Here is a 26,520-nt window from a genome sequence, read left to right as displayed (position 1 = left end):
TTAGTTTCCAGGCTGGCTTTCATAATTGCTCTGTTCCTTACTAAAAATTTCCTGGATCTCCGCAGCTGAAAGCGGCTGGGCAAAAACTTTGATCCCGTCCATATACCCATGAAATATTCTTTCTGACGGAAACTCTTCGTTGCGCCCTATTTGCCATTTATTAGCTACCGACAGATTCACAGGGCCTTCCACTGTTGAGGTGCCTGTCAGTTTGCCATCGATATAGAGAAACAGCACATTACCATTACAAACACCGGCTATATGGTGCCAGTTTTGTTTCCAGTTTGCCGGAACGCTTACGGTGCAATCACCGCGCCCCCAGCCACCGGCAAAAAAGGTTAATGTTTTGTTATCGTTCATTTGCAAAACGTGCGTATCGCCTTTGGTAAGCATATCTACCAATCCGGTTTCTTTTCCTTCGGGATAAACCCAGGTCATCATGGTCATGGTTTGTTCCAGCTTATCCAGGCTCGGTGCGTTGGGCACTTCTACGAAGCGATCATCACCCAACAATAATCTTTTTCCTTTTCCAATTTCCAGGGATTTGGATTGAATAATACGCGCATTGTTCTTAAATCCTGAATGATCCGGAATAAGCTGATCATTATCTTTTGAAACGAGTGAAAGATCAAGTAACAGCGAACCCTTATCATCATCAAATACTTTATATATCGATGATATATTATTGATTGATAAATATTTAACACCATTTACTTTATCTTTGAAATAATGATTCTGAATCCTACTTTCCCCCGGAGCGAGTTGCACATGATCGGTATACAAAAGAGAGTCGTTCAACTTTACAGGGATAGAAAAGGACTGATCCCTGCCAGTCAGGTTTTTAATTGTGTAACTGATCTGCTGCTGGCTGTCACGGTGTATTAATGGCCTGGTGTCAATTCCCGATATTTCAAAACGATGTTGTACCGGTTGTCCTGGCTCAATAACTTCAACAATATTATCGCCTGCCTCATTCAGGCTCACTCTTGTTTTTCCTAACCTGTATAATCTGCAGCTGATAGAATCAGTAACAGTGCTTCCCTGCGGAATAAGATAGTTTTTGCTGGCGATGATCTTTCCATCAGCATATATCCTCATATTCTCTGTACCCGCAGAGCCCCTATTTTGCGCCGTAAACCGCAGCCATAACTGTGCATTCGGCTCTACGCTGTTTTTTTGCAAACTATAGCCAGTCAGTTTTATATCTGATGCCGTTTTAGTCTCCGATAATATGATGGGATCTTTATCGGCAGGCCATTTTTGCAGCTTTTCGTTCATCGTAAACTGCATTACTCCACCATTAGCGATAGTTGTATGGAGCAAAACCAATTGTTCGTATGCCTTATCATTAACCGTTAATGAGCTTACATATTTGTTTACTGCCGATTGATTTTTAGCCTCAATCTTCCATGCTTTATGATTTACCAAATGCAGGGTTGCAGATTGAAACAAAGGTGCGCCAATAGCATATGCTGCCTTGCCCGGATTTACGGGAAATATCCCAATTGCATTAAATACATAGGCGCTTGACATTGCCCCCAAATCATCATTGCCGGGTAAACCATCGGGCCTATTTTTGTATCGGGATAGCATGATGTTTCTGCACCATGCCTGCGTAAGATCTGGTCTACCGGCTGCATTAAACAAATAAGGAACATGTATAATCGTTTCATTATCAAATAATATCACATCATTCCTTAAAGCGGAATCTAAACTATTGGCAAAGGCATTATTGCCCCCCATCAGGTTAACCAGGTCCTTGGCATTGTGAGGTACAAAATAGGAATATACCCACTTGTCGCCTTCTTTGTAACCAGACATTCCCGGGTTCAACTTAAAATCATTTCCTGATCGCGGCAGCATAAACAAGTCATCAGGATGAAACAGGTTGCGGTAATTAAACCCTCGTTGTTGTAAAAGCCGGTAATCTGCATCATTATGCGCCACCTCTTTAGCGTACTGTGATAGCGCCCAGTCGTCATAAGCATATTCTACTGTACGCGTAACTGATTCTGAATTGGTATACGGCACATAACCTAAACGGTGATAGATGCTCATATCCTTTTGCACAAAAGGAGAATCGACGATATTGCTTTTCATAGCTTTATAAGCCAATGTCTTGTCAAAACCGTTAATACCTTTTAAATAAGCGTCCACAATAATGGGGATAGCGTGGTTACCCGTCATACTCTCTGTAGGCAAATGACCAGTTTGCTTGTAAATATCCAACATGGATAAAATAATATCATTTTGTTTTTCAGGATACAGCAAGCTTAGCAAAGGATGCAATGACCTGAAGGTGTCCCAGGGAGAAAATCCACCATACTCAAACTTACCTGAAGTGTGATGCACAGCGCCATCTTCACCACGATAATTACCATCCACATCAGAAATTACCCAGGGAATCAATAGCGAATGATAAAGAGCAGTGTAAAAGACGGTCTTATTGTTTTCGCTGCTATCCGTAATATCAACGGTAGATAATTGTTTACTCCAATCACTGGCTGTACATGCGGCAAAGGCTTTAAAACTGAGCTGAGCTATTTCCTTATTGATATTATTTTGAGCACTCTTAAAATTCACTGTTGACGTGCTCAACCTTAACTCAATAACCTTTGAGGTGGCTGCGGTTTTAAAAGTAAACAGATAACCATCCCTTACTGGTTTTTTATCGGTAAAAGCTTCGCTAAAATTGATCACTGTATTCAACGCTAAGCCGTGTATGACTTTTCCCGAAACAATGGCAATATCGCCTGCATTCCCTATATAAACCTGTGCTTTTGTTTTAGCGGGAAATGTAAAACGCAATATTCCTGTTCTGGTAGAAGTGCTTGCTTCGGTGACAATGTTATTATCGGTAAATTTTACCCGGTAATACCCTGGTCGTGCTATCTCATTCCGATGCGAAAAACGATTTTTATATACGCCTGGTTCAAAAGCCTGATCTGCGCCAACCGGCATAACAAACAAACGACCCGATGAGCCTTCGGGAAAACCACTATGATGCCCCAAACAGCTGAAATAATAAATAGCTGAATCGACATAATTATACCCTCTTGCACCGGTAATCCGCGTTTCTGGACTAATCTGGATAAAACCCGACGGTGCAACCGCACCTGGGTAGGTACCACCATCGCCACCCCAATGCGTGAGTACACCGCTTTTGGTAGTGCCGATGAATGGATTTACATACGATAAATTCGACTTGTTTTGCGCTTTTGTATTGGAAATTAAAACAAGTGATAGCAACAGCAGTCCGGCGATCTTTTTTGCTACTAGGGGCATTTTAAACATACGTAAACTTATATTTTGATATAGATCTTTCTTTTATCCATTACATAACCTACCAGCCAGCAAAGCATCATATAGCACAGGGCAAAAACTAACGTACCAAACGCCCCGGGGAAAAGCGGCTGATAAAATGCCTGGTTCACCCAGTCGTAAAAGCTGAGGTTTGGCTTTACCCAAACAGTCGAAATTACGGTAAACAACAGCTCCGACAACAGGTATATGGCCAAGGAATTCCGGCCGAAAACCAGGAAAAAATTGGTACCACGTTTAATGTTCTTTATTTCGATGGCATAGATCAGCACACCGATGATCACCAGATCGATACCGATGGTAAGCAGGGTAAATGTGCTTGTCCATAATTTTTTTGCCAGCGGGAAAAACTGGGCCCAGAACAACGCTATGCCAATCAAACAAACCCCGGCTATCAATAATTTAGCCACCGACTCATAATTACGTCCCTTACGTTGTATATATGCTCCTGCCAGATAACCAGCTATTACATTCACAATGGCGGGCAAAGTACTCAGCAAACCTTCGGGATCAAAAGCTATCGGGCCACCTTTATCGTGGTATAAATGTGCATTACCCATGATCAAGATGTCTAAACGGGTACCGGCATTACCTAGCATAGTTAATTCTTTCCCTGGTTCGCCAAGTAATAGCAAAAACACCCAATATCCCAGCAAAAGAAAAATGGAGATAATGATGGCTGCTCGTTTTGAGCAATAATGTACAATCAGCGAACCAAAAAAGTAACAAAGCGCTATACGCTGTAATACACCCATGATACGGGTATTGCCCAGCGGATTAAATGCCCAGCCCCCTGCTTCACGGTGAAAAAACGGGAACCAGTACATCAGGTAGCCCAGTAAAAATATAATCAGCGTCCGTTTCCCAATTTTACGCAGGAAAGCGCCATTACTTTCAAATTTGTTTTTAGAAAAGCTTAACGCATTCCCTACTGCGAAGAGAAAAGAGGGAAAAACAAGGTCGGTTGGCGTAAAGCCAAACCAGGCGGCATGATCCAATGGTGCCCATTGTACTGCGCCTGAACCGGGAGCATTTACAATGATCATGAAACATATCGTCATGCCCCTGAAAATATCAAGTGTTATAAATCTGTCCTTTGCTAAAGCCATATTTCTTAAATTTTACAATTTTCCCTGAAGCGTATAAGTTACTCTGCCAGCTTCTTTTTCTGATCTGATGCTTACTTTATCTGGCCGGTTACCGTTTTCATCATAAATTACTACCTGATTGATGCCTGCTTTTAACCAACACTCCGGTATATACATACCGATATTACCAACTTTTTCGGGATAACGCCCCAGGTTATGACCATTTACCCAAACCGAACCATAGCTTAAGCCATCTGTATGAACCCTCCATATCAAATGCTTACCCGGTGATTGTGGTACGGTAAATTGCGACCGGAAAAACTGCGGACCTTCAAATGGGATTTTAAATGCTAATTTATTCCAGCCGTCAACAGCATCAGGATTCCCCGGGCCTCCAAACATTTTCCAATTGTTTAAGATGAGACCATCTCCAATGCTGTTTATTTTTACAGGTTGATCTATTCCGCCTTCGTTAGAATAGTTTTCGATGAACAAGGTAAGTACGATTGGTTTTTGAAGCGTGACTGCGTCATTAACTTCCACAGTAAAAGGTGAATTCCAACCTTTATGCTGAGCTACTTGTTTACCATTGATAAACACAGTAGCATCTTCATCCACACTCCTGAAATTGATCATTAATTTTGATGGATTACCTTCCTGAACCGGGATAATGGTTTGAAACCAGCCAAAGCCCTCCTGTTTATTAAATACATCATCGCCAATTTTATATTTTTTCCAACGGATAGTGTCAAATGCGGGAATATTGTTTTTCACATCAGCAGCTTTTTCGGCTTTGATAAAATACCAGTTAGTGGTGGTAGAAATAAATGGACCACCTTGCTTGATCCGAACCTGGCCCGATAAGCCTTTTTTATCTACATCGGTAATCGATCCAATATACGCTGCCAATTTATCGCGACCGTCATGAGCGGTAAATACCGCCATTGTATGCTTACCCTTTTCAATATCGAACGTCACCTCACCATCCTTCACTTTCCATTGAGTTGCTTTCTTACCATCAATAAATGCAGTAGCCCGGTCGCCTCCATCAACCTGCATGGTATACTTTCCTGACGTTGGGATATCCAGTGAGGCACGATACCATGCATCAGCCGTCAGGTTATTGTCGGCCCCCATCTGTTGCGGATCGGAAGAACTAAACCAGTTGCTATCATCATAAGTGGGTGCGGCATAAACAGAAGCATTTTTGGTTTGCCATGGTGCTAAAGTTACGATTGAAACAAATGACTTATTCAATTGATAAACAGAAGTTAATGCGATTGATCTATTTTCCAGATATAAATGTACAGGCCCATCTTTTCTACCTATTAACGGATATTCAGCATTTGCCGACAGCTGATTTTTTTTTCAGGTTAAGGTCTGCAAGATATGCTGGACCATTTATTATAACTGGTGATCCTTCAACTTCAGTTACCCAGGTTTTATCCATGATCAATGCATCACCAACTAAAATGCGGACGCGCTGGCCCGACACTTCGAATGTATATTCAGTCAAACCTCCGGCTTGTAAAGTTCCGGCAAGACTAATACTACCATCGGCTATTTTAAATGCCTTGGCCCCTTGTGTAGCAGTTGGTTTACCATTCACCTTAAAATAAAGTAATGCAGCGTTTCCTTTACTGGCTTCGACAAAAATGGTTGTGGTATTGCCTTGTTTAACCATTCCGTAAACACGTGTAAGCGCCCAATTAAGCGTTATTACATTGTTGATAGTATAATTGTGTACCAGCGGATAAATCTCGTCTGGAGCAATGGATATATCAGCTACCGGTATATCATTATCGGCCTTAACCCTGGCTTTGAGTGTTTTCTTTGTAGGGTTATCCAAGAAAATCAGATCACCAATATCAGCCGACCTCGCAGTTATCTTTAAGCTGCTATCTACTGCAATATCTTTATAAGCGGCGGTTGCATCGGTACAATTCTCCAATACATCCTGGAAACTACGGGCAAACAGGGCAGCGCGTTTAAAACCATAATAGATAGGCCGCAGATCACCTGCCTGCCCAACGGCCGAACCATAATCATACGATGCAGCGTCCTCATCATTATTGGTATACCCAAAATTAGATCCGCCGTGGGCCATATAGTAGTTATACCCGCCGCCGCCATGCGCTATTATTTTCCATGTACGCCGGGCATACACCGCAGAATCTGTTGGCTTTGCTCCATACTGAGAGTACCATACACTCCAAAACTCGGTAGAAAACCAGGGATTGGGTCGTTTGCGGTCATCTAATGTACCGTCGCCTGCAGGATCACTGGCGTGATGCAGACCACTAAAAAAGTACGGAACCTGTAAACCCAAACTCAGAGCTTTACTTTGCAAATGCTTAAAATAGTTATCGGGCACTATCGTTCCCCAGCCATTATTATGCTCATTCTCCAGTTGCACCAGTATTACAGGTCCACCCTTGTTAATTTGCTGGTTAAATACAATTGGTAAAAGATGATCGAAAAAACGGTCGACGTATTTTTCAAACCCTTCGTTATCCTCCCGTACACGTAAGCCTGGTTTAAATTTTAACCATAGTGGGTAGCCGCCCAAATCCCATTCTGCACAATAATATGGTCCTACCCTAACGATGGCATACATACCCAGTTTTTTAACCATAGTTAAAAACGCGTTCAGATCATGGTCGCCATTGAAATTGAATTTACCTTCCAGCGGTTCATGAAAGTTCCAGATGGTGTATACTTCTACGCAATTGAAGCCTGCCCGTTTTAACCGTAATAACCTATCATACCATAGTTGCCTTGGTATCCGTGCATATTCCAATCCGGCTGATGTCAGAAAAGTACGCTTGCCATTTATTAAAAAGCCTTTGCTATCAAAATTAATGAATGGTTTAGCTGTTTCATGAGCTGGAAATATATGATCATTTATGGCCTGGCTGTAAGCTAGCCTACTTCCGGCCAGCATCAGAACAAATAGTAGGGAAGTATAAATACGTTTGTTCATTATTTAGCTTGATAGGCTTGCTGAATGATGGGATTATATTTTTCAAATAACTGTTTGGCTTTTTCAACAGTGTTTCCGCTGATGGTATTGGGATAAGCGTTATCGTGTTTATTTACCCATTGCCATTCCCAATCCTTTACTTGTTTATCAAAAGCATGTTCATCAAAAGGAACACCGGAGGCCAGTGATTTATTTAACTGATCAAAAAACAGCTCCCAGCGCGGTTTATAATATCCTTTGATCAAACCAGCCCATTGACGGTTGGAATACTCACGTAAGCCACTCTCCTTATCCCCCCAAAGGGTAACCAGATCGCGGGCGTTAAACTCATACAGGTTCTTTTCTTTTTCGGTGACACCATTAGCCCTCGCTTCGATGATCCATTTACCCAACAGGAAATCTTTACGGGTGCTTAACAGCGCATCCATATCATCCATAAGCTGCAAAAACTGAGTGCTGTATAATTTAAAGCTCGCTTTATCCTTGCTTTGATAGGCAGTAACCATTTGTTGCTGTAGCGGACTTGCATAGTTGGCCAGCACTTGCCTGGTAATATCAACCAAATCGTATTGAAAGCCATCACTTTCTTTCAAGCTGTCAGCAGCATTTATAAACAGGCCCCAGGCTTTAACCAGCTCTGCGGGATCATAATCCAGTTTGGTTAATACCCGGTCAATAGTCTTTTTAAAAGTTGGACGGGCAACAATAATAGATTCGGGACCACCTTCCGTTAAACCACCGGAATATACTGTGTTCAATAAAATATGCCAAGCTTCGTTTATCTGAACGTTACTTTGCCCATAACGTCTTTGCGCGTAATTAATCAACCATTTATCCGCATCAATTGGAGTATCGTTCCATACATTTTCCAACATGAGAGCAAACAATGCCGGGTTTTGCTCAATACCTTCGGGGGTAATGCCTATCCCCCGCATATTTCTTGATTCGGGATCATGTAATGCTATAGCCGGATCAGCCGCTACATGGCGCATGCGACCAAACAAACTGATGTTGCCTCCAAAATTTTGCAGCATGCTCCAGACCCAGGGTTTGCCGTAGTAGGCCTCAGTACGGTTCCAAACCGGGTGCGCATCGCTGTACAGATCCAAAACGATCATTTGTTCGTTAGGTACTGCGTTTAGCAGCGCCTTGATCTGCTGTGGTTGCCAGAATTTGTTATTGTAATGGAACATCCAGCCTTGCATCACCCAAATTGCTTTGGGATCAGCTGCCGCCATGGAATTAAAAACCTTTTTACTCATGCCATCCAGATAAGTAGAATCGTTGGTTGGCGGTACGTTTTCGTTAAAAGTGTCGGCTGAGTACAGGTGATCTGTGCCAAACTCTTTGGTTTGTGCCTCTATATATTTTTTACCGATGGTCTCAAACATCGGATCGTCTGGGTCAAGGATATATACATCGGGAAAACCGGCATCCCAGTTGGTCTTTTTAACTTTTGCACTGGGGAATTTATCTTTAAATGAAGGTGGTACGTGACCTGTAAATGAAGACAATACAGGTTTCATACCAAAGGAACGCTCACGCTCCAATATTTTCTTCTGCAGTTCTTTATGGGAATCCATCCAATGCTGCGGCAGTGGACCACCCCAGGCATCAATGTTACCCATCCAAAACCAGGCAAAGTAAGCCGGACCACTAAAAAACTCATCGAGTTGTTTATCGGTAAAGCCCATGCTTTTGTAAACGTTTTGCCAAACGGCTTCTTCGCCGGTAATGGCCAATGGCAGATTGATGCCATTTAGGGCCATCCAATCAATTTCTTTTTGCCAGCGGGCCCAGTTCCACCAGGCCATGGAATAATTGTAGGTACAATAATTTAAATAATAGCGATACTGATATGGTGTATTTTTGTGTACTAAGCCTTTTACCATAGGCAGAGTTGCAGGAAGATTAAGATTACTGCCGTTCCAGCTGATATCGCAAAAACAATAATTTTTAAGGTAGTAATTTAAAGCAGAGGCTACGGACAGGCCATTATTGCCTCTCAATATTATTTTACCGTTCTTGCTGCTAAGTTCAAAAACATCTTTACCATTTTGCTGTGGAATAGCTTCTATAGCAAACGAACTGCTTTTACCGGGGATAACCCGTTCAATAAAGGCATATAAAGTTTGGGGATCAACCTGGGCATTAACTTTTAAGCCAAATGCCATAACAACAAGTACAAGTAAATACTTTCTCATTTAATAGTTTTATGGAATAGTTATGAAGATATTAAAGTAAGTGTAACCACTTCATTATAAAACACCGGTAATCAGAACAAATTATTCTGCAAGAGAATTTATTACCCCGATTACCGGCAATTTATTTTATCATCCTTTAAAAGTTAGGATTTTGTACCAGAACTCCCTTACTCTTATCAATTTCAACCTGCGGAAGCGGGAAATAATAATTTTTAGGTCGAACAAATATGACATTTTTAGATTGATCTATCGGCGCTTTTGAGATCGGAAGATTGTATATGGCAGCAATATCTACGATCTTGTCTTTGTCCCAACGCATCAGATCCTGATGACGTTCGCCCTCACCAGCCAACTCGACACGGCGCTCGTGAATTAATTCTTTCATACCTGCGCCAGAAACCGGTTTTAATAAAGGAGAAGCCCTATGTCTGATCTGATTAATCAATGCGTCACCAGCCCCGGCTCCTTGTGTACGGATCAAAGCCTCCGCAACCAACAAATAGATATCGGCAGAGCGCATTAAAGGTACTGCGAAAGAATGATCAACACCGCCGCCGGCTGCCGCGCTGTTAAATACCGCGTATTTACGGAAAACATAACCGGTTGCAGATAAATCTGATGTAAAGGTAGTAAGTCCCTTACCATCACCAATATCAATCTGATCACCAACACCTAATAATGTTGCCTGCTTGCGCGAGTCATTCGCCTCAAACTCATTGGCAAGTCCTTGCAATGGCTGACTAAAGCCGTAGCCTCCCCATGGACGAGGAATATAATACACCGTAAAATCATTCTGCACTACGTTTTGTACTGCCTGGATAGAGAAAAGCAACTCCGTACTAGTTTCATTCGCCCGGGTAAAATTATCCTGATAATTAGCAGCCAGTGCATAATGGCTATTTGCAATCACCTGCTGCCCCGTTGCTATAGCTTCAGGAAATTTTTCCCAGTACATGTATAGTTTAGTTAATAATCCAAGGGCGGTTCCTTTACTCACACGGCCACGATCTGCAGGGCCATAGCTTTCAGGAAGCAAAGAAACAGCTTGTTTTAAGTCGGATTCGATTTGCTTGCGTACGTCCTCTATAGGTGATTTAGGAACATTAAACAGTTGCTTAGTATAATCATCTTCGGTAATGATAGGCACATCACCATGAATTACCATCAAACGCCAATAACCGAAAGCTCTTAGAAAATAGGCTTCGCCCATACTACGTGATTTAACGTCAGCTGAGATAGCGGTGATCTTAGGTATATTGATAATACAGTTGGTAGAACGGTTTATCTCTTCGTACCTCCATTTATAAGGATATCTTATAGCTGCGTTTGATGCATCGTAAGTTAAATTTTCTATCGCTTCATCTTCACCATGGTCACCCGAACGCCAGTAATCGTCAGACGGAACATCAAAGGTAGTTTCTGCATGACCTGTGTAGTCTTCTTCTTCCAGTAAGCTGTAAATCCCAGATACAGCGTTAACGGCATCAACCTCATTTCTGAAATAATTATCCGAGGTATAAACACCCTGCTGTTTTAAATCAAGCGCCTTTTTGCAAGCACTGTTACATAGTACCAAGGCAAGAAGTATATATATTGTTATTTTCGATTTCATGATGTTATAATTTAGCCGTTAAACCAAATGTGATAGTTCTGAGTGACGGGTATTGAGCCACATCTACCCCTCTTTGCACATTACCATCTGTATAACCCAACTCTGGTGTATAACCTTTGTATTTAGTGATGATGAATACATTTTGGCCCGACGCATAGATCCTAAGGCTACTTAATGCTGCTTTTTTAGCCCATACTGCGGGTAAAGTGTATCCTAATGTTACATTTTTAAGACTGAAGTAATTCCCGCTTTCTACAAACAGGTCAGATGTACGATAGTTATCATTGCTACGGTCTAATGTCATCCTTGGGATAGTATTACTGGTTCCAGGTCCTGTCGATCTGCCCATATCCTCCGCATAAAGGTTAAACGGATAAGTTGGATCGATTCCTTGCATCCTATCGGCATTATATAAACTCACACCAAATACTCCAGTAAAATTTGCAGACAGATCAAATCCCTTATAAGATATGCTTCCCTGCAAACCGGCGGTCACATTAGGATTGGGATTACCCAGATAAGTTCGGTCGTTTCCATCAATTACACCATCTCCGTTTATATCTACAAACCTTACATCACCTGGCTTAATACTGCTCTTGCGCGGGTCGTTTTTCAGATAAGGATCATTGTCAATCTGCGCCTGTGTTTGGTATAACCCATTAGTTTTCCAACCATAAAAAGAAGCTATAGGCTGCCCTTCATAAGTTCTGGAAATTTCCTGACTTGAGCGTCCATAAACAACCGAACCAATAAATGCTCCTGCTCCGTAAAGCTTGGTAACTTTATTTTTAATGAAGGAAGCATTGGCACCGATGGAGTATTTTACCTTATTACCGCCCTGATAGTTAACATCTACCTCAATACCATGATTGTTCATAGTAGCAATATTTTTATCGGGAATAGTTACACTTCCAACAGTGGATACTTCAGAGGACGGAACTAACATATCCTTGGTATTTTTATTGAAATATGTTACCGTAGTATTTAACTTATTATTTAAAAATCCAGCTTCTAAACTAATGTTGGTCATCGCTGCCCGCTCCCAGGTAATATCCGGATTAGCCAGATTGGTAACGGCGGAACCACTTACACCAGTGCCCCCAAAAGCATAGCCTCCATTTTCATAAGTACTACCAACTTTTATTAAAGCTAAATACTGAAAAGGATTAACATTTTGATTACCCAATTCGCCATAACCACCAGTTAATTTTAAATTGCTTATCCAGCTGATATTTTTAATAAACTCTTCGTTTGATAATCTCCAACCCAATGAAAATGCGGGAAAATACCCCCATTGTTTACCTGGTGCAAACTTTGAAGATCCATCCGCACGAAAAGTTACTGTAGCCAGGAAACGGCCATCATAATCATAAAATAATCTTGCAAAACCTGATTGCAACGACGATGGAGCTGCCAACACGTTTGAATTGAATTGGCTATTTCCTTGATTTAGTACCCTTTGATCGGGTGATGTATCATCATAACCTAATCTATAGGCCGTAAAGCCATAGTTTTTAAAGTTTTGATAAGAATAGCCGCCGGTAAATGTAACATGGCTTTTACCGAATACTTTATCGTATGTAAGAAAAGACTCCAGCAACTGAGATGATAATTCCCCTTCGGTTTCCGTTAATTGTGATGTGATATTTTGCCTGGCCTGGTTAACATCGGCTATGTTGAAATTGTAGCCACGGGTTATAGTACCATCAAAAGCATAATTAACACGTAATTTCAAGTCCTTAGTGAATGAAACCTCTGCAAAAGCATTAGCCAATGCTCTGTATTTCTTGTTAAAACGATCTGCCTCCTGAATGGTGGCATATGGACTATTCACATCACCTAATTGGTTTGCAAATGCTTTTGACGTGCCGTAAGTACCATCGGGATTAACCAAAGGTATAGCTGGGTTAAAACGCAGAGCCGAAAAAATCAAGCCGGTTTGCGAGTTGTTATTATCGAACCCATTATTATTGGCATATGTTAACTGGATATTTTCGCCCAATTTAAGCCATGGCTTTATTTTATGCTCCGAATTGATACGGGTACTAAAACGCTTAAAGTTGGTTTTGTCTATAATACCATCTTCGTTATAAAGGGAGGTGGAAAAGTAATAGTTCGACTGCTCATTTCCACCCTGTATATTGATATCCCCATTGGTTACATGGCCGGTTTTCATAATGGCCCGCTGCCAATCTGTTCGCTGGGTAGAATAATACGGGTTATTCCATGGAGTGTCAATTGCTACGCCATCGTTGGTATAACGTTCCCTTTTTAGTTGATACAATTGCGGAGCAGTTAACAGATCAATGTATTTGGTTGAATTAGAAAAACCGCTGTAAAAGTTAAAAGAGGTTGACAGTTTTTGACTGTATGATCCCTTTTTAGTAGTGATTAAAACAACACCATTAGCAGCCCGGGTACCATAAATAGCGCTTGATGAAGCATCTTTTAAAATGTCCATCGAAGCAATATCATTAGGATTAAGATCGCTCAATGCATTGGGATCGCTAGTTGCTACACCGTCAATTACAATTAATGGATCGGCATTGTTAAGAGTTCCTGTACCACGGATACGGATACTTGGGGCAGCACCCGGCGAACCATCATTACGCACAATACTTACACCACTGGCCCTGCCATCCAACGCCTGAGCGGCACTGCTTACTGGTAAATTTTGAAGATCGGCACCTTTAACACTGGCTACAGAGCCGGTAATATCAATTTTTTTACTGGTACCATAACCCACCACTACAACCTCATTCAAAGCTGACGGTAATGCATCCATCGTAATAGTTAAATTGTGATTACCTGCTATAGGTACAATTTTTTTGGCATAACCTATATAGGTTAATTCCAAAGTACCGTCGTCCGGAGCATTGATACTGAAAGTACCATTAACATCCGTTGTGATACCTACATTGGTGCCTTGTAATTTAACGCTTACACCTATCAAAGGCTCACCTGTTTTATCAATCACCTTACCTTTAATGATAGCCTGACGGCTGGCATCTTGCTGGTTGGATATGATCACAACATGATCATCGGCCATTTTGTAGGAAAGTTTATTATCAATAAGACTGCTTAATATCTGATCGATAGTAGCATCCTTTACATCGAGATCAACCTTACCCAGTTTTTTGATGGAGGTGTAGTTGTAAAAGAATCGATAATCACTTTGTTTTTGAATTTTGGTTAATATGCTGCTTACTTCGGTTTGCTTAATGCTTAGTGTAAATTTTTGTTGAGAATACACTGTGGCCGAAACTTGCATACATGTAACCAGCATAAGAAGGAAAACTGCTTTCATCAGCAAAATAACTTTTAGACATACGGGGGCACCCTGAAGCGGAAATACCCTTCTTGTTTTTTTCATTACATTTGTTTTGAAAATTAATGGATAGAGTAAGTCCTGTGTTACAACATCTTACTCTTGTTAATAAAAATCCGATTTGTTTTTACAGGGAGGAGTGCCAGCTCTTCCCTTGTTTATTTTGGATGTCAGGAATCTGATAAGTAATGTTTCAATGTCATACGCGTTAGTTTTAGGGGTTAGTTAAATTAATTTTGTTTCTCTTTTTTCGACAGATAGACTGTATTTCCGTCCATGCGGTAGTTGAACGGGGTTGTTACTTCTATGATCCGAAGAGCATCCTGTAATGACTCTTTATCCAGCAAACCACTTATTTGCTCGGCTTCAAGAGCCTGGTTTTCAAACACAATCTGCACGTTATACTTTCGTTCTATTTGTTTAGCAACATCTTCAAAAAGCTCATTGGTGAACAATATCCGATTGTCAAGCCAGGCAGTTTCTTTAATCTCATCGGCTTTAACAGGTGGAAGGGTAATGACCTGGTATTCTATTTTTGCTTCTTTAATACCGACAGCCTGTGCATGGGTTTGAAGTTGGCTGTTAGCCACTAATAGCTTTTCGTTAGGCAACAGGACTATATCTTTCTCCGGATTATTTTCCAATTCAACCTGTACTTTACCTTTGAGTAAAGTAGTTTCGATATTTCTGTCGTTATTATAAGCTTTAACATTAAATACCGTTCCGAGTACTTTTACGGTCAATTTATGGGTATGCACCAGGAAAGGCCTTTTGGCATTGTGCGTTACTTCAAAAAAACCTTCGCCGGTAAGATTAACATCTCTTGTGTTTTTTGCAAATGTTTCAGGATAGGTAAGTATACTTCCGGCATTCAGTATAATCTTGGTTCCATCGGGCATGATCAACTTTCTGGTTGTTCCATAAGGAACCCTAACTTCGTGCATAACCAGCTTAGCAGCTTGATCTGCTTGTCGAAGTTTCCATGTATACAATAAGCCACCTGCTATACCTAATACCAAAATAGCAGCAGCCCATTGCCACTTAAATAAAGACTTTACTTTGTTAGTGCCATTAAAAGTATCTGAATTTTCGTCAGCGCTTTTTATCTTATACCAAAGCTCCTCAAGCTTTGTACTGATATCTTTTTGTTTTATTGCATCAGGTTGCTTTTCATTGCCTTTTAATGCCATAGTAACCTGGTACATTTTTTTTGATTCCGGAAACTGCTCAAGAAATGTATTAAGTTCGGCTAATTCTTCGGCAGTGGCAGTTTTGCCCATACTTTTAGCCATTAACTCTATAAACCTGGATTTGCCCATAAATAATTGTATACTCCCTAAGGACACACAACTACTACTTTTTCCTAAAAGAAATTAAAAAAAATTAAAATAGATTTATCAGATGGCGACATTTTATTTTCCGGCAAGCGTGTCATCTAGTTTTTTAAGGGCAATAGCCAACTGAGCAAAAACGGTTTTATTAGAGAGACCGAGAATAGTTGCTACTTCATTACAAGAGAGATCATCTTCTTTAACCATTTTGAATATTAATTTGCAACGAGGTGGCAATTGGTTAACCGCATTCAAAACTCTTGCCTCCAATTCTTTGCTAATGAGTAAGTGAGAAGGATCAACAGATAGCCGGAAATAATAGGTTTCAGTAAGCTGCAGCTCCTTGATTTTCTGGGTAGATGTGTTTCGTAAATGGTTCAGGCAGGCATTTTTTATCAATACATATAAATAAACCTGTAAATTCTTTATCCTATCTAAGTTTCCTCGACCAGTCCATATCTTCAAAAAGGCATCATTTACAATCTCCTGCGCCACTTCTCTATCGCCTAAGAAAGAATAGGCAAATTTATTGAGCCTGGGTTCATGCAGTGCATAAAGCTCACTAAATGCTCCCTCATCTCCATTAACCTGAATACGACGAATATGTTCCTGTGTACTCACAACGGACGACGTTTACTAACAGCCTAAATTAATTAAGAAATACCTTGATAGGCAAAAGTGTAAATTTATTACAACATAATAGGGTATTATATTGGCATATTTATACATTAATGCAATACGCACTTTATTTAGGCTACGATGGCTTAGGGTAAAGTTGTTTGATTGAGTTTTGCCCTCCTTATAAGTAATTAATTACCATTTGGCGCCATGCACGAGCTTGATGGGCTTCGTTATCCCAGAGATATAAGGAATTATTAATACCTTTCTCTGTTAATAAATTACTTAATGTGTAATTGTTATCCAACAAAACATCCTCCTTCCCTACTGCTAAAACTATGCACAGTTGCCTTAGCATTTTCAGCTCACTTTCATCTGTTAAATTGGGAATATACTGCAATGGCATATTAAAATAAACATTCTCATCCCAATAGCCTTCTAACAAATCTTCATAATGCCCAATTTTGGTTGCAAGATCATACCTGCCACTCATGGCTACTACTTTATTAAATATACCCGGATGTCTTAATGATATATTTACCGCATGATAAGCTCCCAAACTACAACCCGCCACAATTTTAAATGAATTGGGGTTTTTAACATCTATATACGGTACAACTTCTTCGAGGATGTACTGCTCATATTGTATATGCCTTAATATTTTTACCGAGGGATGAAACCCTGAGCTATAAAAACTTTCAGTATCGCAACTATCAACGCAGTAAACCTGAATATAGCCATTTTCGATTTTATGACGTAGTGATTCGATTACACGCCAGTTTTCGTAATCATAAAACCGCCCCATTCTTGCAGGAAAAAACAGAACAGAGGCGCCGCTATAGCCAAATATCAGCATCTCCATATTTTTCTGAAGAACCGGGCTATACCATCGCGTGTATTCTCTGTTCATACTATATGCAAGATGCCTCTATGTTGTGATATTTATATTAATTCTGCGTGAAAATTCTCCGAAAGCCGCGCGTAGATAGCTTGTTTCCAAAGCGCATATCCCTTTTTGCTTAAATGCAGGCCATCTGTCTGAAAATATTCTTTGTCAGGATATCCATCCTTATTCAGCATTTTGTTATAAATGTTGATAAATTTCCAGTTGTCATCCCGTTTGATAATCTCATTCTCGATAATATTATTGGTATACCTAAGCGAATTAATGAGATCCCAGCGTGCTATACTGGGTTTAATGGATACATAATAACAAGGGATAGCATCAAATCTTTGTGCTATTTGATTAGCGAGTTGTTCAAAAAAAATAAATATTTCTTCGGGGTGTCTTCCATCACCTAAATCATTGTCACCTGCATATACAACAATAGATTTAGCATCATAAGGGGCAACAATGCGGTCAAAAAACCAGGAGCAGGCAGCAAGCGTTGAACCTCCAAAACCTAAATTGGCTGGCTTAAATGGTTTAAAATCATCAAATAATGTATCCCATAACCTTATCGATGAACTTCCATAAAACAACGTTGAGGGTTCATATATCAATTTCAACCTTTCTTTCTCAAGTCCTTTAACCTCTTCTTCGTACCAATACATACACTTAGCTATAATATAGGGATAAAAGTATAAAATTACAGCTAAATGCCAAGATATGCCGAAATATTGCACCTCATTTATTATTTGATCCAGAATAAAGTGGTTATTGTAATTCTGCTTTACTTTCCTGTGCCACTGTTCTGTATGGTATTATTGAATGCGGGGTTTAATCGAAAATATTTATTTCCTTCTTCAAAATTCACTACGTAATCAGATTTAAAATGAGTGCTCTTTAAATAATAATCAGTAGTTATAATCTGAGCCCCGGAATTGCAGGCTGCAATAAAATCACTTTTATCATTTGCACGGGCCTGCTCGGTGTCTGAATCGGCACGGGTACGGATAATATAACCTTTTTTAACCAATTCTTTTATTGCAGGGTCCTTTGGATTATTCCTGATCATCATGGCAGCCTCAGGATTGCCAGGATCAGTATTGGTAAACAAAACCCTGCCTTTCAAGGATGGATGGCCTTTGATGTACAAATCCCTATCTTCCTTGGTGTTATCCATTATGAATACAAATTTCCCACGCGCTGCTTTTAATTTTGGCCAGTTACCATGCAATACGGCACTTTCTAATGTGGCATATTTACCTCTGATCATGTCAGGAGTTATCAGGCTATTGCCTAAGCCTTCCCTGATATTGTTGTCTAATTCGTCAAGAGTTTGTTCAGTGAGCTTTTCCGGAGCAGTCCGGTTCGGATCTTTGGGAGTTTCATCCTTAGGCTCCAGGGTAATAAAAATGGGGTTATGGTCTGGATGCGCATCCGACCATGTTTTTAACTGTTTTAAACCATCTTTAAAAGTTAAACAATGACTGCGAAAATCGAGATCAATAATATGAAATACTTTAAAACCGGGTTGTTTCATTTCACCTTCAGGATCAAATGGAGGTTGATCTTTCACCCAATCCAAACCCTTCGGGTGCGCATACTTTCCCCCTTTTGAATCGGCATAAACATCAATTTCTAAATTTAGAAGCCCCATGTCCAACTGATCTGATAAACCAATATGCTCATAATCGATCTTTTCTGCGGCTTCAGGATTTTGTTTTTGAAAAGCTTTAAATAAGGTTGGATAAATAGCCTCCTTATAGCTATTATGAGATCCTATTACCTGTATTTTATTCATAGGCACATTGTCATCACCATCACTCCACTGGTGCAGAGGCAAAATCAGCATCAAAAGTACACTTAAAAGGGTTTTCATATTTATTATGGAGTTGTTATTCGTTCAGCAATTTACGATGATATACTTTATTAAGATAGTATAACTCGAGTTAAAAATTATTCCAAAATTGCTCCAATGATATTTCATTTAGATTAACTGTTCATTAACAATAATAATAACTAAGAATTATCTAATCAACTAATATAGATTCACGTTAATGCCGCAGAAACTTCTATTGATTTTATTTGATTAATTTTAATCAACCAATAACAAACCAAGTGGAAAGAATTTCAGAAACCGATCTTATTTTAAATAATGATGGTAGCATATATCATTTAAACCTGCTCCCGGAAGATATAAGCGATACCATTATTTTAGTTGGCGACCAAGATAGAGTACCCAGGGTTAGTCGCTTTTTTGATCAAATAGAATTAAAAAAAGGTAAACGTGAATTTATTACCCATACCGGTAGTATAGGTAGCAAACGACTCTCGGTTATTTCAACGGGCATAGGCACTGATAATATAGATATTGTTTTAAATGAACTAGATGCCCTTGTAAATATTGATCTTAATACGCGCACTATCCATCCCCAACTTCGTAGTCTTAATATTATCCGTATTGGTACTTCGGGTGCATTGCAACCTAACATTCCTATTGATAGTTTGCTGATATCATCCGGTGCTTTTGGTTTAGACGCGCTTATGCATTTTTACGAACATGAGTTAAGTGATAGCGACGAGAAACTTTTAAAAGAATTCCAAGAAACCCTTATTTCACGCTTTGATCTTAAATCCTACTATGCATCCGCAGGGAAAAAATTACTCAAACAATTCGAACATATAGCTTCACACGGTATAACATTCACTGCTCCGGGTTTTTATTCACCTCAGGGCAGGCAGGTACGGGCAAAATCATCAACGCCAAATCTTCTGCCCATGCTTTCGTCCTTTAAAAGCTCAAGCGGTTCTTCAATTACTAACCTGGAAATGGAAACCGCCGGAATATATGGCCTTGCCGCTTGCCTGGGGCATCAAGCACTTTCATTTAATGTTATTCTTGCTAACCGTTCAACAAACCAGTTCAGTAATGATCCCCTTAATGTAATGGATCACTTTATAGAGTTAATACTAAAAGCTATCGTCAAAACTTAGTTCCCGATTATTTATTAAAAGTTGGCAGATTATAGTTTTTCCCTTTTAAAAAATTGTTGTAAAGTATCCGGAGCAGTCATTAAGAAAGTTTGTATACCCAGTTTTTGTGCAGTCGCTAAGTGCTGAGGACTATCATCAATAAATAATGTTTCGGAAGGATTAAGATTATTTTCGTTTAATACCATCTCAAAAATTGCTGGTTCGGGTTTACGTTTACCTATTAAATGAGAATAGTATGTTTTTTCGAAAATATGATCATTACTATCAAATCCGAAGTCAGTTTTCAGATAGTTCATGATATATCCGTAATGGATCTCGTTGATATTACTTAACAAAAATGTACGGTACTTACCCTTTAAACTCAACAGTAGTTCATGATTACCTGGTTCAATTCCAAGTAACATACTGTTCCAGGCTGCATTAATTTGATCATCGGTGAGTTCTGGGTTACCTGTTTTTTGCCTGATATAGGCTCTAAATTGATCGGCAGTAACTTCTCCCCTATCAAATTTATCAAAAATTTCATCCTGTTGTTTATGTCCAAAAAAATCCGCGGCATTATTGATACCCAACTCTTTCCAAGCTGCCTGCCCCCGTAAAAAGTCAAGACTGAATATAACGTTACCGTAATCGAAGATGATATTTTTAATGTTTTCCATAAAAGAGTTTTGTAATTTGACAGCAAATATGTAAAATTGCACCCGCAAACAAAAACAAATAACCGCGCCTATAGCTCAGTCGGTTAGAGTAGAAGACTCATAATCCTCTGCTCTATTAGGTGCAGGTAGTAAAAAAGGGCGATTTTGACCTTAAGAAAATTGATAATTTAAAAATTGTCAATTTTTTGAAAAAAGTGAAAAATCAACCAAAAAAATGACGATTTTTGGTCGTCAAAAAAACCGTAAGCGCCTATAGCTCAGTCGGTTAGAGTAGGAGACTCATAATCTCTTGGTCCCTGGTTCGAGCCCAGGTGGGCGCACTTAGAGCAGGTTATTTTTGAAAGAAAATGACCTGCTTTTTAAAAAAAGCCTATATTTGTGCTAATTCTTTTTTAGGTAACCCGGTCGGGTGTCTTTGCAATTCAGCAATAAAATTTGTCGAATTCGGTTCAAAAAAATTGATAAATAATTGATAACGGAATTTATCAGTTTTGAGGGCCTTTAAAGTCAAAGATCATGGCTACAGTAAATGCCGTTATCATTCCCAGTCAGAAAAAAAAGGATGGCACATGGAATGTAAAAATCAGGGTGAACAAAGATGGTCGTTCAACCTACATCGAAACTCCCCATTTCGTTAATGCTAAACAAATCTGGAAAAAGAACCAGATCAAAGACACAGGATTGCTGGCGATGCTTCAGCCAGTATTAACCGAATACAGAAAAAAGGTCGGTGAACTCGGTATCAAGCTGAGCGCGTTTTCGGTATCTAAACTGGCTGATGAACTTACCGGAAAAGATGAGATTAAGGCCGAAGATATCAATGTTGTTGAGTTCGGTCGTAAACGCATGGAGGAGCTGAAAAAACTTCACCGCGAAGGAAGTGCCAAGAATATGAAAGTTGTCATTAATGGCCTCATCGACTTTTTTGGAACTGAAGACATTCGTATAACAGATATCCGGGCCAACATGCTTCAAAAGTATGAAGAGTTCCTGTGCAAACCACGAGTACAGATCCGCCCGGATCAGTTTCAGCGACCTCGTATCCGGAAAGTAAAAGGCATGACGGTAAACGGCTTGCATAATCACATGCGCGATCTGCGGGTGCTGTTCAATACGATCAAGAATTTTTACAATGATGAAGATGAGGAAGTGATCATTGTGAAACATTATCCCTTCAAGAAATATAAACTTCCCCAGACGTTGCCGACCGACAAACCAAAATTATCTATTAAACAGGTTATTGCGATCAGGGACTTTAAAGCTAAACCGGGCTCACGTATAGAACTCGCCCGCGACCTTTTTATGCTGAGCTTCTATATGTGCGGTATGAATGCAGTAGATATGTATAAGTTGCAGCCTGCAAAAGCGTCCGATAAGCGAATTGATTATAACCGTTCTAAAACAGTCAGCCGCAGGCGTGACCAGGCATTCATCAGCATTTTTATACCTGAAGAAGCCCGCCCCCTTTATATGAAATATGCGGGAACTTTGCAGTCGCGTTATGTTGACCATAACAGTCTGGATTATGCGCTGTCTTGTGGCATGAAAAAAATCGGCGCTGAACTTGGCCACAAAGACGCAGAGTTTTACGATGCGCGTCATGCCTTTGGCGATTTTGCAAGGAACCGGTGCCGTTTCAGTATGGATGACGTGGGCCTTGCCATGAACCACAAGGATCAGTCAAACCGTGTGACCGATATTTATGTCGCCAAAAATTGGGATATTATTGACGAGGTTCAGGCCAAAGTAATTGCACTTCTTGCTGATTACGACCGGGCTGCACTTGAACAGACCGGTGACGGCATTGAATTGCCATTAGAAGTAAACGCTGAATCAAATGAATTGGCAATAGCGTCATAAAATGAGGATATGAAATCTTATTTAGTCAAGCATAATGCGTTCATTTCGGTGGGCGCATTTATGTTAATCTTATCCCTCTTTAAAACGCGAACTGAAAGCAATTCTATATTTTTGAACTTTTAGATATTTTATGAACCTCCCACAATACGAATATACTCCAAGTGAAGATTTTACCTATTATGAGTTTTATAGCGAGGGTCCCAACGGACAAATCAAAAAAATGATCACCTTTACCGTTGTTCAGGACCGGCCTTTCTTGATTTATAACTTGGCTTTTGGTGATGTCACTGAAAATGGCGATATCGATGATGTAGTAACCAGTAATAACGAAGACAGGGATAAGGTTCTGGCAACTGTAGCACATTCCATTCATGATTTTTGCAATAAGCACGGGAATCACCTGATTTTTGCTCAAGGCAGTAATGCTGCTCGCACCCGACTTTACCAAATGAGTATCGCACGCAATTTAGATGAGGTTATCCAAGATTTTGATATCAAGGGGCTAACCGAAAATGGCTGGGAGCCTTTTACTAGGAATGTAAATTATAAGGCGTTTTTGACAAACAGAAAATAATCATTTATCTTTGTATAGTTATGGCAAGAAATACAAAATATTCAGCCGCCAACAATAATGGCACTAATGAAACTTCCCAGGTAAAGCACTATAGGGATTCATCTTTCGTGGCAAAAAAAACTCAGGAAGCAAAGGAGACATTGCAAAAATTCCCGGTACCTGAGAAGTACGCGAAATAGTACCCATTTTTAAATAAAAAAGCCGGTTAACCGGCTTTTTTATTTAAAAATGGGTTGGCATAAAATGCGTTTGCCATTTAGCTCTTTTAAAACACGCCTTAATAAGTATTTGCCCTTTGCCTTTAAGGAAGCTGCAACAATGATCAATAGCCACAAACAATAAAGTCCTGTCGGTTCATAACAGGACTCCCCAAAACAGCTTTTTTCTAATTATTTTGCGTTCTTTTTCTCGGTTACGGCTGTTCGCACTTCTTGTGCGGTTACCTTTATTTGCTGCATAGCATTCCGCAACCTTGTTCCGGCCGCATTATTGCCATTATTAAACTTTTCTGCATCCGCCTCAGCCGAGGCGATAAGCTCTTTCAATTTGGTGATCTGTTCCATTGGAATAAATTTAAAATGATTAAAAAAATAAAAAGAAACAAAGATAGCTATTTAAGCTAACTGGCTCAGCATTGCCTTAGAATTCGTCGATCTTACGCTGTTCCTCATCCGAGAATCGACATGACGTAAAAGATCTTTAACAATCTCACGGGCATATACTGCGCCACTGGAGGCGCTTTTTAGAACATCGTCATTGCCAAGCTTCGCCGGTTTGCGCAACGTGGCTTAATCGCGCGGTATCGGACAAACACCGTTCATGCTCATTTTCAGGGAAATTGTCGTTGGAAACTTCGATTTTAAAGGTGACGGCATCGATAATGGCGATTTCCAGCGGGACATTTTCGATGATGGCGTTTAAATACTCGTCGTCCGTTAACTTCATGAATGGTCAAAACTGAATGACTTTATAAACCATTCAGCCGGCGACATGTTCACAACAAGCCGTTTAGGGTTCGCAGATTTTGGACGGCAGCGCCCATGGTGTTATTAAAATAAGCATAAACCCGTTGACCTTGACAAGTCCATTCTTTCATTCGTTCAGCATAATCTTGCAAATAGTTGTCATCATAGCTCCCGCGGTATCCGCTTTCAGGTCCGTGGAAACGCACATATACGGACGGTACAGGCAAAGCTTCCTGCGGTGATGCGGAGGCGGGCAGGTCATGGATCACCATGGCCATGTTGAGATCTGTCAGTAATTGATCCATGGCGCTATTGTAAAGCGAAGCATGGCGGAATTCAACAGCTACATCCCAGCCACTTGCGGCTTTGTGAATGTCTTGTAGCAGGCGCTGTAGTTGCAACTGCTGCGGACTGCGGATGCTCGGCGGGAACTGCACGAGTAAAGCACCGCGCCGATCACTGACCGCATTAATAACGGTCACGAAGTGCTGTAGAATAGACGGTTCGTAGGCCAGGTCCTTTTCGTGGGTGATACCTTTCCAGAGTTTGAACGTAAAACGAAAACCGTCAGGAACGAGGCTAGCCCATTTGGCAAGCGTATTGGCCTGGGGAATTTTGTAAAAAGAACCGTTAATTTCGAGGCTGTTGAACAAGTGACCGTAATAAACCAGCCGGTGCTGATCCTGAAATTCGGTTGGGTAGGCTGCTTTATTGGCGACCGGCAGCACTAGATTACTGGTGCCGATAAAAATTTGCCGCGCGCTTGTTTTCATTTTTCATTTGCCGGGATTTCTTCCGGGTGATGTTCAAAATGGATACGCGCCTGCTTCAGGCCGGTCGCGATGGCTTCGCCTTCATTATGCGTGGTTTTTAAAACCTCATTGGCGATCTCAGTCGCTTTATCGCGCAGGTATTTGGGCTGGTTTTTATAAGATGGCGGGTAATCGCCGTGATACCAGGGCATAGTTCCTCCTTTTAGTGATAAACAGTTAGCGGTCCGGGCTGTTTTCGCCTGCCGGAATTTTAAAGTAACCAAGATGGATTTCATCGGACACGGCGTAAGGTCCCGGACTGAGGTGAATATGATAATGTTGCTTGTCTGTTTCTGAAAGTAATTCTTCGATCCGGTAAATATCATCTACATCTATGCCGTATTTCTCATCGATATGAGCGCTGGCGGATTTGATTTTTTCGATGGCGTTCGTTTTAAAAAACTCGGTCTGGGTCGAAGTCTTGATCGCACTTTTGCGGTCAGACTGGACGGTGAGGAGTGTGTAATGCGTTTCTTCGAGTTTTCCGCTTTGATAGCCGCCGAGATTGATAAAGAACAGATGCCGGTTATCATGAAGTTGGTTTTCTTTCGGCAAGACACTGACCTGATAGCCTTCTACACTGGTTACCTCGCGCCATCCATCAATGTGCAGACTGTCCGCGGCTTCGGGCCAAAATGCTTTCATTTGTGGAACGAGCTCGTGGAGCGTATGCCCGATGCCGAAAAAGAAATCGTGCTGTTCGACATTGCGGCCTGTCGCTTTGGAGCCGAGCAATACCATAAATAGTTTGGGTTCCATGGCTGAAAAAAAGGAAAGCCACCCAGGAGCGGCTTTCTGATTGTATAGTCTGTATGGTATTACTTCGCAGCGTCGCGAAGTGCTTTGATACGGTCGTGGGCGGCATTGATATCGCCAGCCTGTTCGCTTACTTTACTTTGAGCTTCCGGACTTAATCCGCTTTCGCTTAAAGCCTGTTGATAGGCTTTTTTGATGGCGTCTTCGCCGCGTTCGGCCTCGTTCAAAATCCCAGCGCGGTCACTGGCACCGAAGATCGACTTTACATCGATCCAAGCACGGTGCAGGCTGCCGCTTGCGCTGGTGCCGGTCTCAGCTTCGCCGCCTTCATTGGCTACGACCTGTGTTAGTTCCTGGCTAAAGCGGCGGCTTTGCGCGCTGTATTCCTGGAACAGTTCTTTTAGGTCGATATTTTCGTCCTTGATATCCGCTATAGCTTTTTCAAATCCGGCTACGCGGTCATTGTTGATCTCGATGAGGTCGTTTAATACCTCTGTTGATTTTGCAGTGATTTCCATTTCTTCTGTTA

At 40.7% G+C, this 26,520-nt stretch carries 22 protein-coding genes and 1 tRNA gene; 4 read left to right on the top strand and 19 right to left on the bottom strand.

Annotation, left to right across the window (positions count from 1 at the left end; all coding sequences use genetic code 11):
* The 12 genes from G7092_RS02910 to G7092_RS02855 form a co-directional block, all read right to left on the bottom strand.
* Entirely contained in the window at positions 1 to 3,285 is a 3,285-nt protein-coding gene (locus G7092_RS02910) for a GH92 family glycosyl hydrolase (RefSeq protein ID WP_166086009.1), read from the bottom strand.
* Positions 3,286 to 3,302: 17 nt separating this feature from the next.
* The gene (locus G7092_RS02905) at positions 3,303 to 4,430 is read right to left on the bottom strand and encodes an acyltransferase family protein (protein WP_166086007.1); all 1,128 of its coding nucleotides are present in this window, start codon (positions 4,428 to 4,430) and stop codon (positions 3,303 to 3,305) included.
* A 12-nt stretch (positions 4,431 to 4,442) separates the two neighbouring features.
* Positions 4,443 to 5,666 carry a hypothetical protein gene (locus tag G7092_RS02900; RefSeq protein WP_166086004.1) on the bottom strand — a complete coding sequence of 408 codons (1,224 nt, stop codon included), beginning with the start codon at positions 5,664 to 5,666 and terminating at the stop codon, positions 4,443 to 4,445.
* Between the two features lie 82 nt (positions 5,667 to 5,748).
* Positions 5,749 to 7,392 (bottom strand): beta-galactosidase, encoded by a 1,644-nt coding sequence (locus G7092_RS02895; RefSeq protein ID WP_166086002.1) that lies wholly within the window; start codon positions 7,390 to 7,392, stop codon positions 5,749 to 5,751.
* Positions 7,392 to 9,596: an alpha-N-acetylglucosaminidase gene (locus tag G7092_RS02890; protein ID WP_166086000.1), complete on the bottom strand. Its 2,205-nt coding sequence runs from the start codon at positions 9,594 to 9,596 to the stop codon at positions 7,392 to 7,394. The genes G7092_RS02895 and G7092_RS02890 overlap by 1 nt, the downstream gene beginning before the upstream one ends.
* Positions 9,597 to 9,732: 136 nt before the next feature.
* Entirely contained in the window at positions 9,733 to 11,208 is a 1,476-nt protein-coding gene (locus G7092_RS02885; protein WP_166085999.1) for a RagB/SusD family nutrient uptake outer membrane protein, read from the bottom strand.
* Positions 11,209 to 11,212: 4 nt separating this feature from the next.
* Positions 11,213 to 14,581, bottom strand: a complete 3,369-nt coding sequence (locus G7092_RS02880) for a TonB-dependent receptor (RefSeq protein ID WP_166085997.1) — start codon at positions 14,579 to 14,581, stop codon at positions 11,213 to 11,215.
* A gap of 185 nt (positions 14,582 to 14,766) precedes the next feature.
* Positions 14,767 to 15,828, bottom strand: coding sequence for a FecR family protein (locus tag G7092_RS02875; RefSeq protein ID WP_166085994.1), 1,062 nt, complete (start codon positions 15,826 to 15,828; stop codon positions 14,767 to 14,769).
* Positions 15,829 to 15,948: 120 nt separating this feature from the next.
* Entirely contained in the window at positions 15,949 to 16,488 is a 540-nt protein-coding gene (locus G7092_RS02870; protein WP_166085992.1) for an RNA polymerase sigma-70 factor, read from the bottom strand.
* 178 nt (positions 16,489 to 16,666) lie between these two features.
* Positions 16,667 to 17,395 carry an esterase family protein gene (locus G7092_RS02865; protein ID WP_166085990.1) on the bottom strand — a complete coding sequence of 243 codons (729 nt, stop codon included), beginning with the start codon at positions 17,393 to 17,395 and terminating at the stop codon, positions 16,667 to 16,669.
* A gap of 32 nt (positions 17,396 to 17,427) precedes the next feature.
* Positions 17,428 to 18,039, bottom strand: coding sequence for a GDSL-type esterase/lipase family protein (locus G7092_RS02860; protein WP_166085988.1), 612 nt, complete (start codon positions 18,037 to 18,039; stop codon positions 17,428 to 17,430).
* 119 nt (positions 18,040 to 18,158) lie between these two features.
* The gene (locus tag G7092_RS02855; RefSeq protein WP_166085986.1) at positions 18,159 to 19,250 is read right to left on the bottom strand and encodes a phosphatidylinositol-specific phospholipase C1-like protein; all 1,092 of its coding nucleotides are present in this window, start codon (positions 19,248 to 19,250) and stop codon (positions 18,159 to 18,161) included.
* A 239-nt stretch (positions 19,251 to 19,489) separates the two neighbouring features.
* Between G7092_RS02855 and G7092_RS02850 the strand changes: the two genes are divergently transcribed.
* A complete protein-coding gene (locus G7092_RS02850) occupies positions 19,490 to 20,365 on the top strand; it encodes a nucleoside phosphorylase (RefSeq protein WP_166085984.1) in 876 nt (291 codons plus the stop codon).
* Positions 20,366 to 20,394: 29 nt separating this feature from the next.
* Here G7092_RS02850 and G7092_RS02845 read toward each other — a convergent pair whose 3' ends face one another.
* Positions 20,395 to 21,024: an HAD family hydrolase gene (locus G7092_RS02845; RefSeq protein ID WP_166085982.1), complete on the bottom strand. Its 630-nt coding sequence runs from the start codon at positions 21,022 to 21,024 to the stop codon at positions 20,395 to 20,397.
* 246 nt (positions 21,025 to 21,270) lie between these two features.
* Between G7092_RS02845 and G7092_RS02840 the strand changes: the two genes are divergently transcribed.
* From G7092_RS02840 to G7092_RS02830, 3 genes are all read left to right on the top strand, one after another.
* Positions 21,271 to 21,344, top strand: a tRNA-Ile gene (locus G7092_RS02840).
* A gap of 196 nt (positions 21,345 to 21,540) precedes the next feature.
* Entirely contained in the window at positions 21,541 to 22,884 is a 1,344-nt protein-coding gene (locus G7092_RS02835; protein ID WP_166085980.1) for a site-specific integrase, read from the top strand.
* A gap of 130 nt (positions 22,885 to 23,014) precedes the next feature.
* A complete protein-coding gene (locus tag G7092_RS02830; protein WP_166085977.1) occupies positions 23,015 to 23,458 on the top strand; it encodes a DUF6934 family protein in 444 nt (147 codons plus the stop codon).
* 389 nt (positions 23,459 to 23,847) lie between these two features.
* Here G7092_RS02830 and G7092_RS02825 read toward each other — a convergent pair whose 3' ends face one another.
* From G7092_RS02825 to G7092_RS02800, 6 genes are all read right to left on the bottom strand, one after another.
* Complete coding sequence (locus G7092_RS02825) at positions 23,848 to 24,021, bottom strand: BF3379 family histone-like protein (RefSeq protein WP_166085975.1); 174 nt, start codon at positions 24,019 to 24,021, stop codon at positions 23,848 to 23,850.
* A 190-nt stretch (positions 24,022 to 24,211) separates the two neighbouring features.
* A complete protein-coding gene (locus G7092_RS02820; RefSeq protein WP_166085973.1) occupies positions 24,212 to 24,403 on the bottom strand; it encodes a hypothetical protein in 192 nt (63 codons plus the stop codon).
* Positions 24,404 to 24,452: 49 nt separating this feature from the next.
* Positions 24,453 to 25,196, bottom strand: a complete 744-nt coding sequence (locus tag G7092_RS02815; protein ID WP_166085971.1) for a DUF72 domain-containing protein — start codon at positions 25,194 to 25,196, stop codon at positions 24,453 to 24,455.
* Positions 25,193 to 25,387 carry a DUF2188 domain-containing protein gene (locus G7092_RS02810; protein ID WP_166085969.1) on the bottom strand — a complete coding sequence of 65 codons (195 nt, stop codon included), beginning with the start codon at positions 25,385 to 25,387 and terminating at the stop codon, positions 25,193 to 25,195. Before G7092_RS02810 ends, G7092_RS02815 begins: the two co-directional genes overlap by 4 nt.
* Before the next feature lie 25 nt (positions 25,388 to 25,412).
* Entirely contained in the window at positions 25,413 to 25,994 is a 582-nt protein-coding gene (locus G7092_RS02805) for a DUF1543 domain-containing protein (protein WP_166085967.1), read from the bottom strand.
* 59 nt (positions 25,995 to 26,053) lie between these two features.
* Complete coding sequence (locus G7092_RS02800) at positions 26,054 to 26,509, bottom strand: ferritin-like domain-containing protein (protein ID WP_166085964.1); 456 nt, start codon at positions 26,507 to 26,509, stop codon at positions 26,054 to 26,056.
* Between the last annotated feature and the right edge of the window lie 11 nt (positions 26,510 to 26,520).

This window comes from Mucilaginibacter inviolabilis, from assembly GCF_011089895.1.
Classification (GTDB): Bacteria; Bacteroidota; Bacteroidia; order Sphingobacteriales; family Sphingobacteriaceae; genus Mucilaginibacter; species Mucilaginibacter inviolabilis.
The sequence above is the reverse complement of the archived record's forward strand: the minus strand, read 5'-3'. Positions and strand labels throughout refer to the sequence as shown.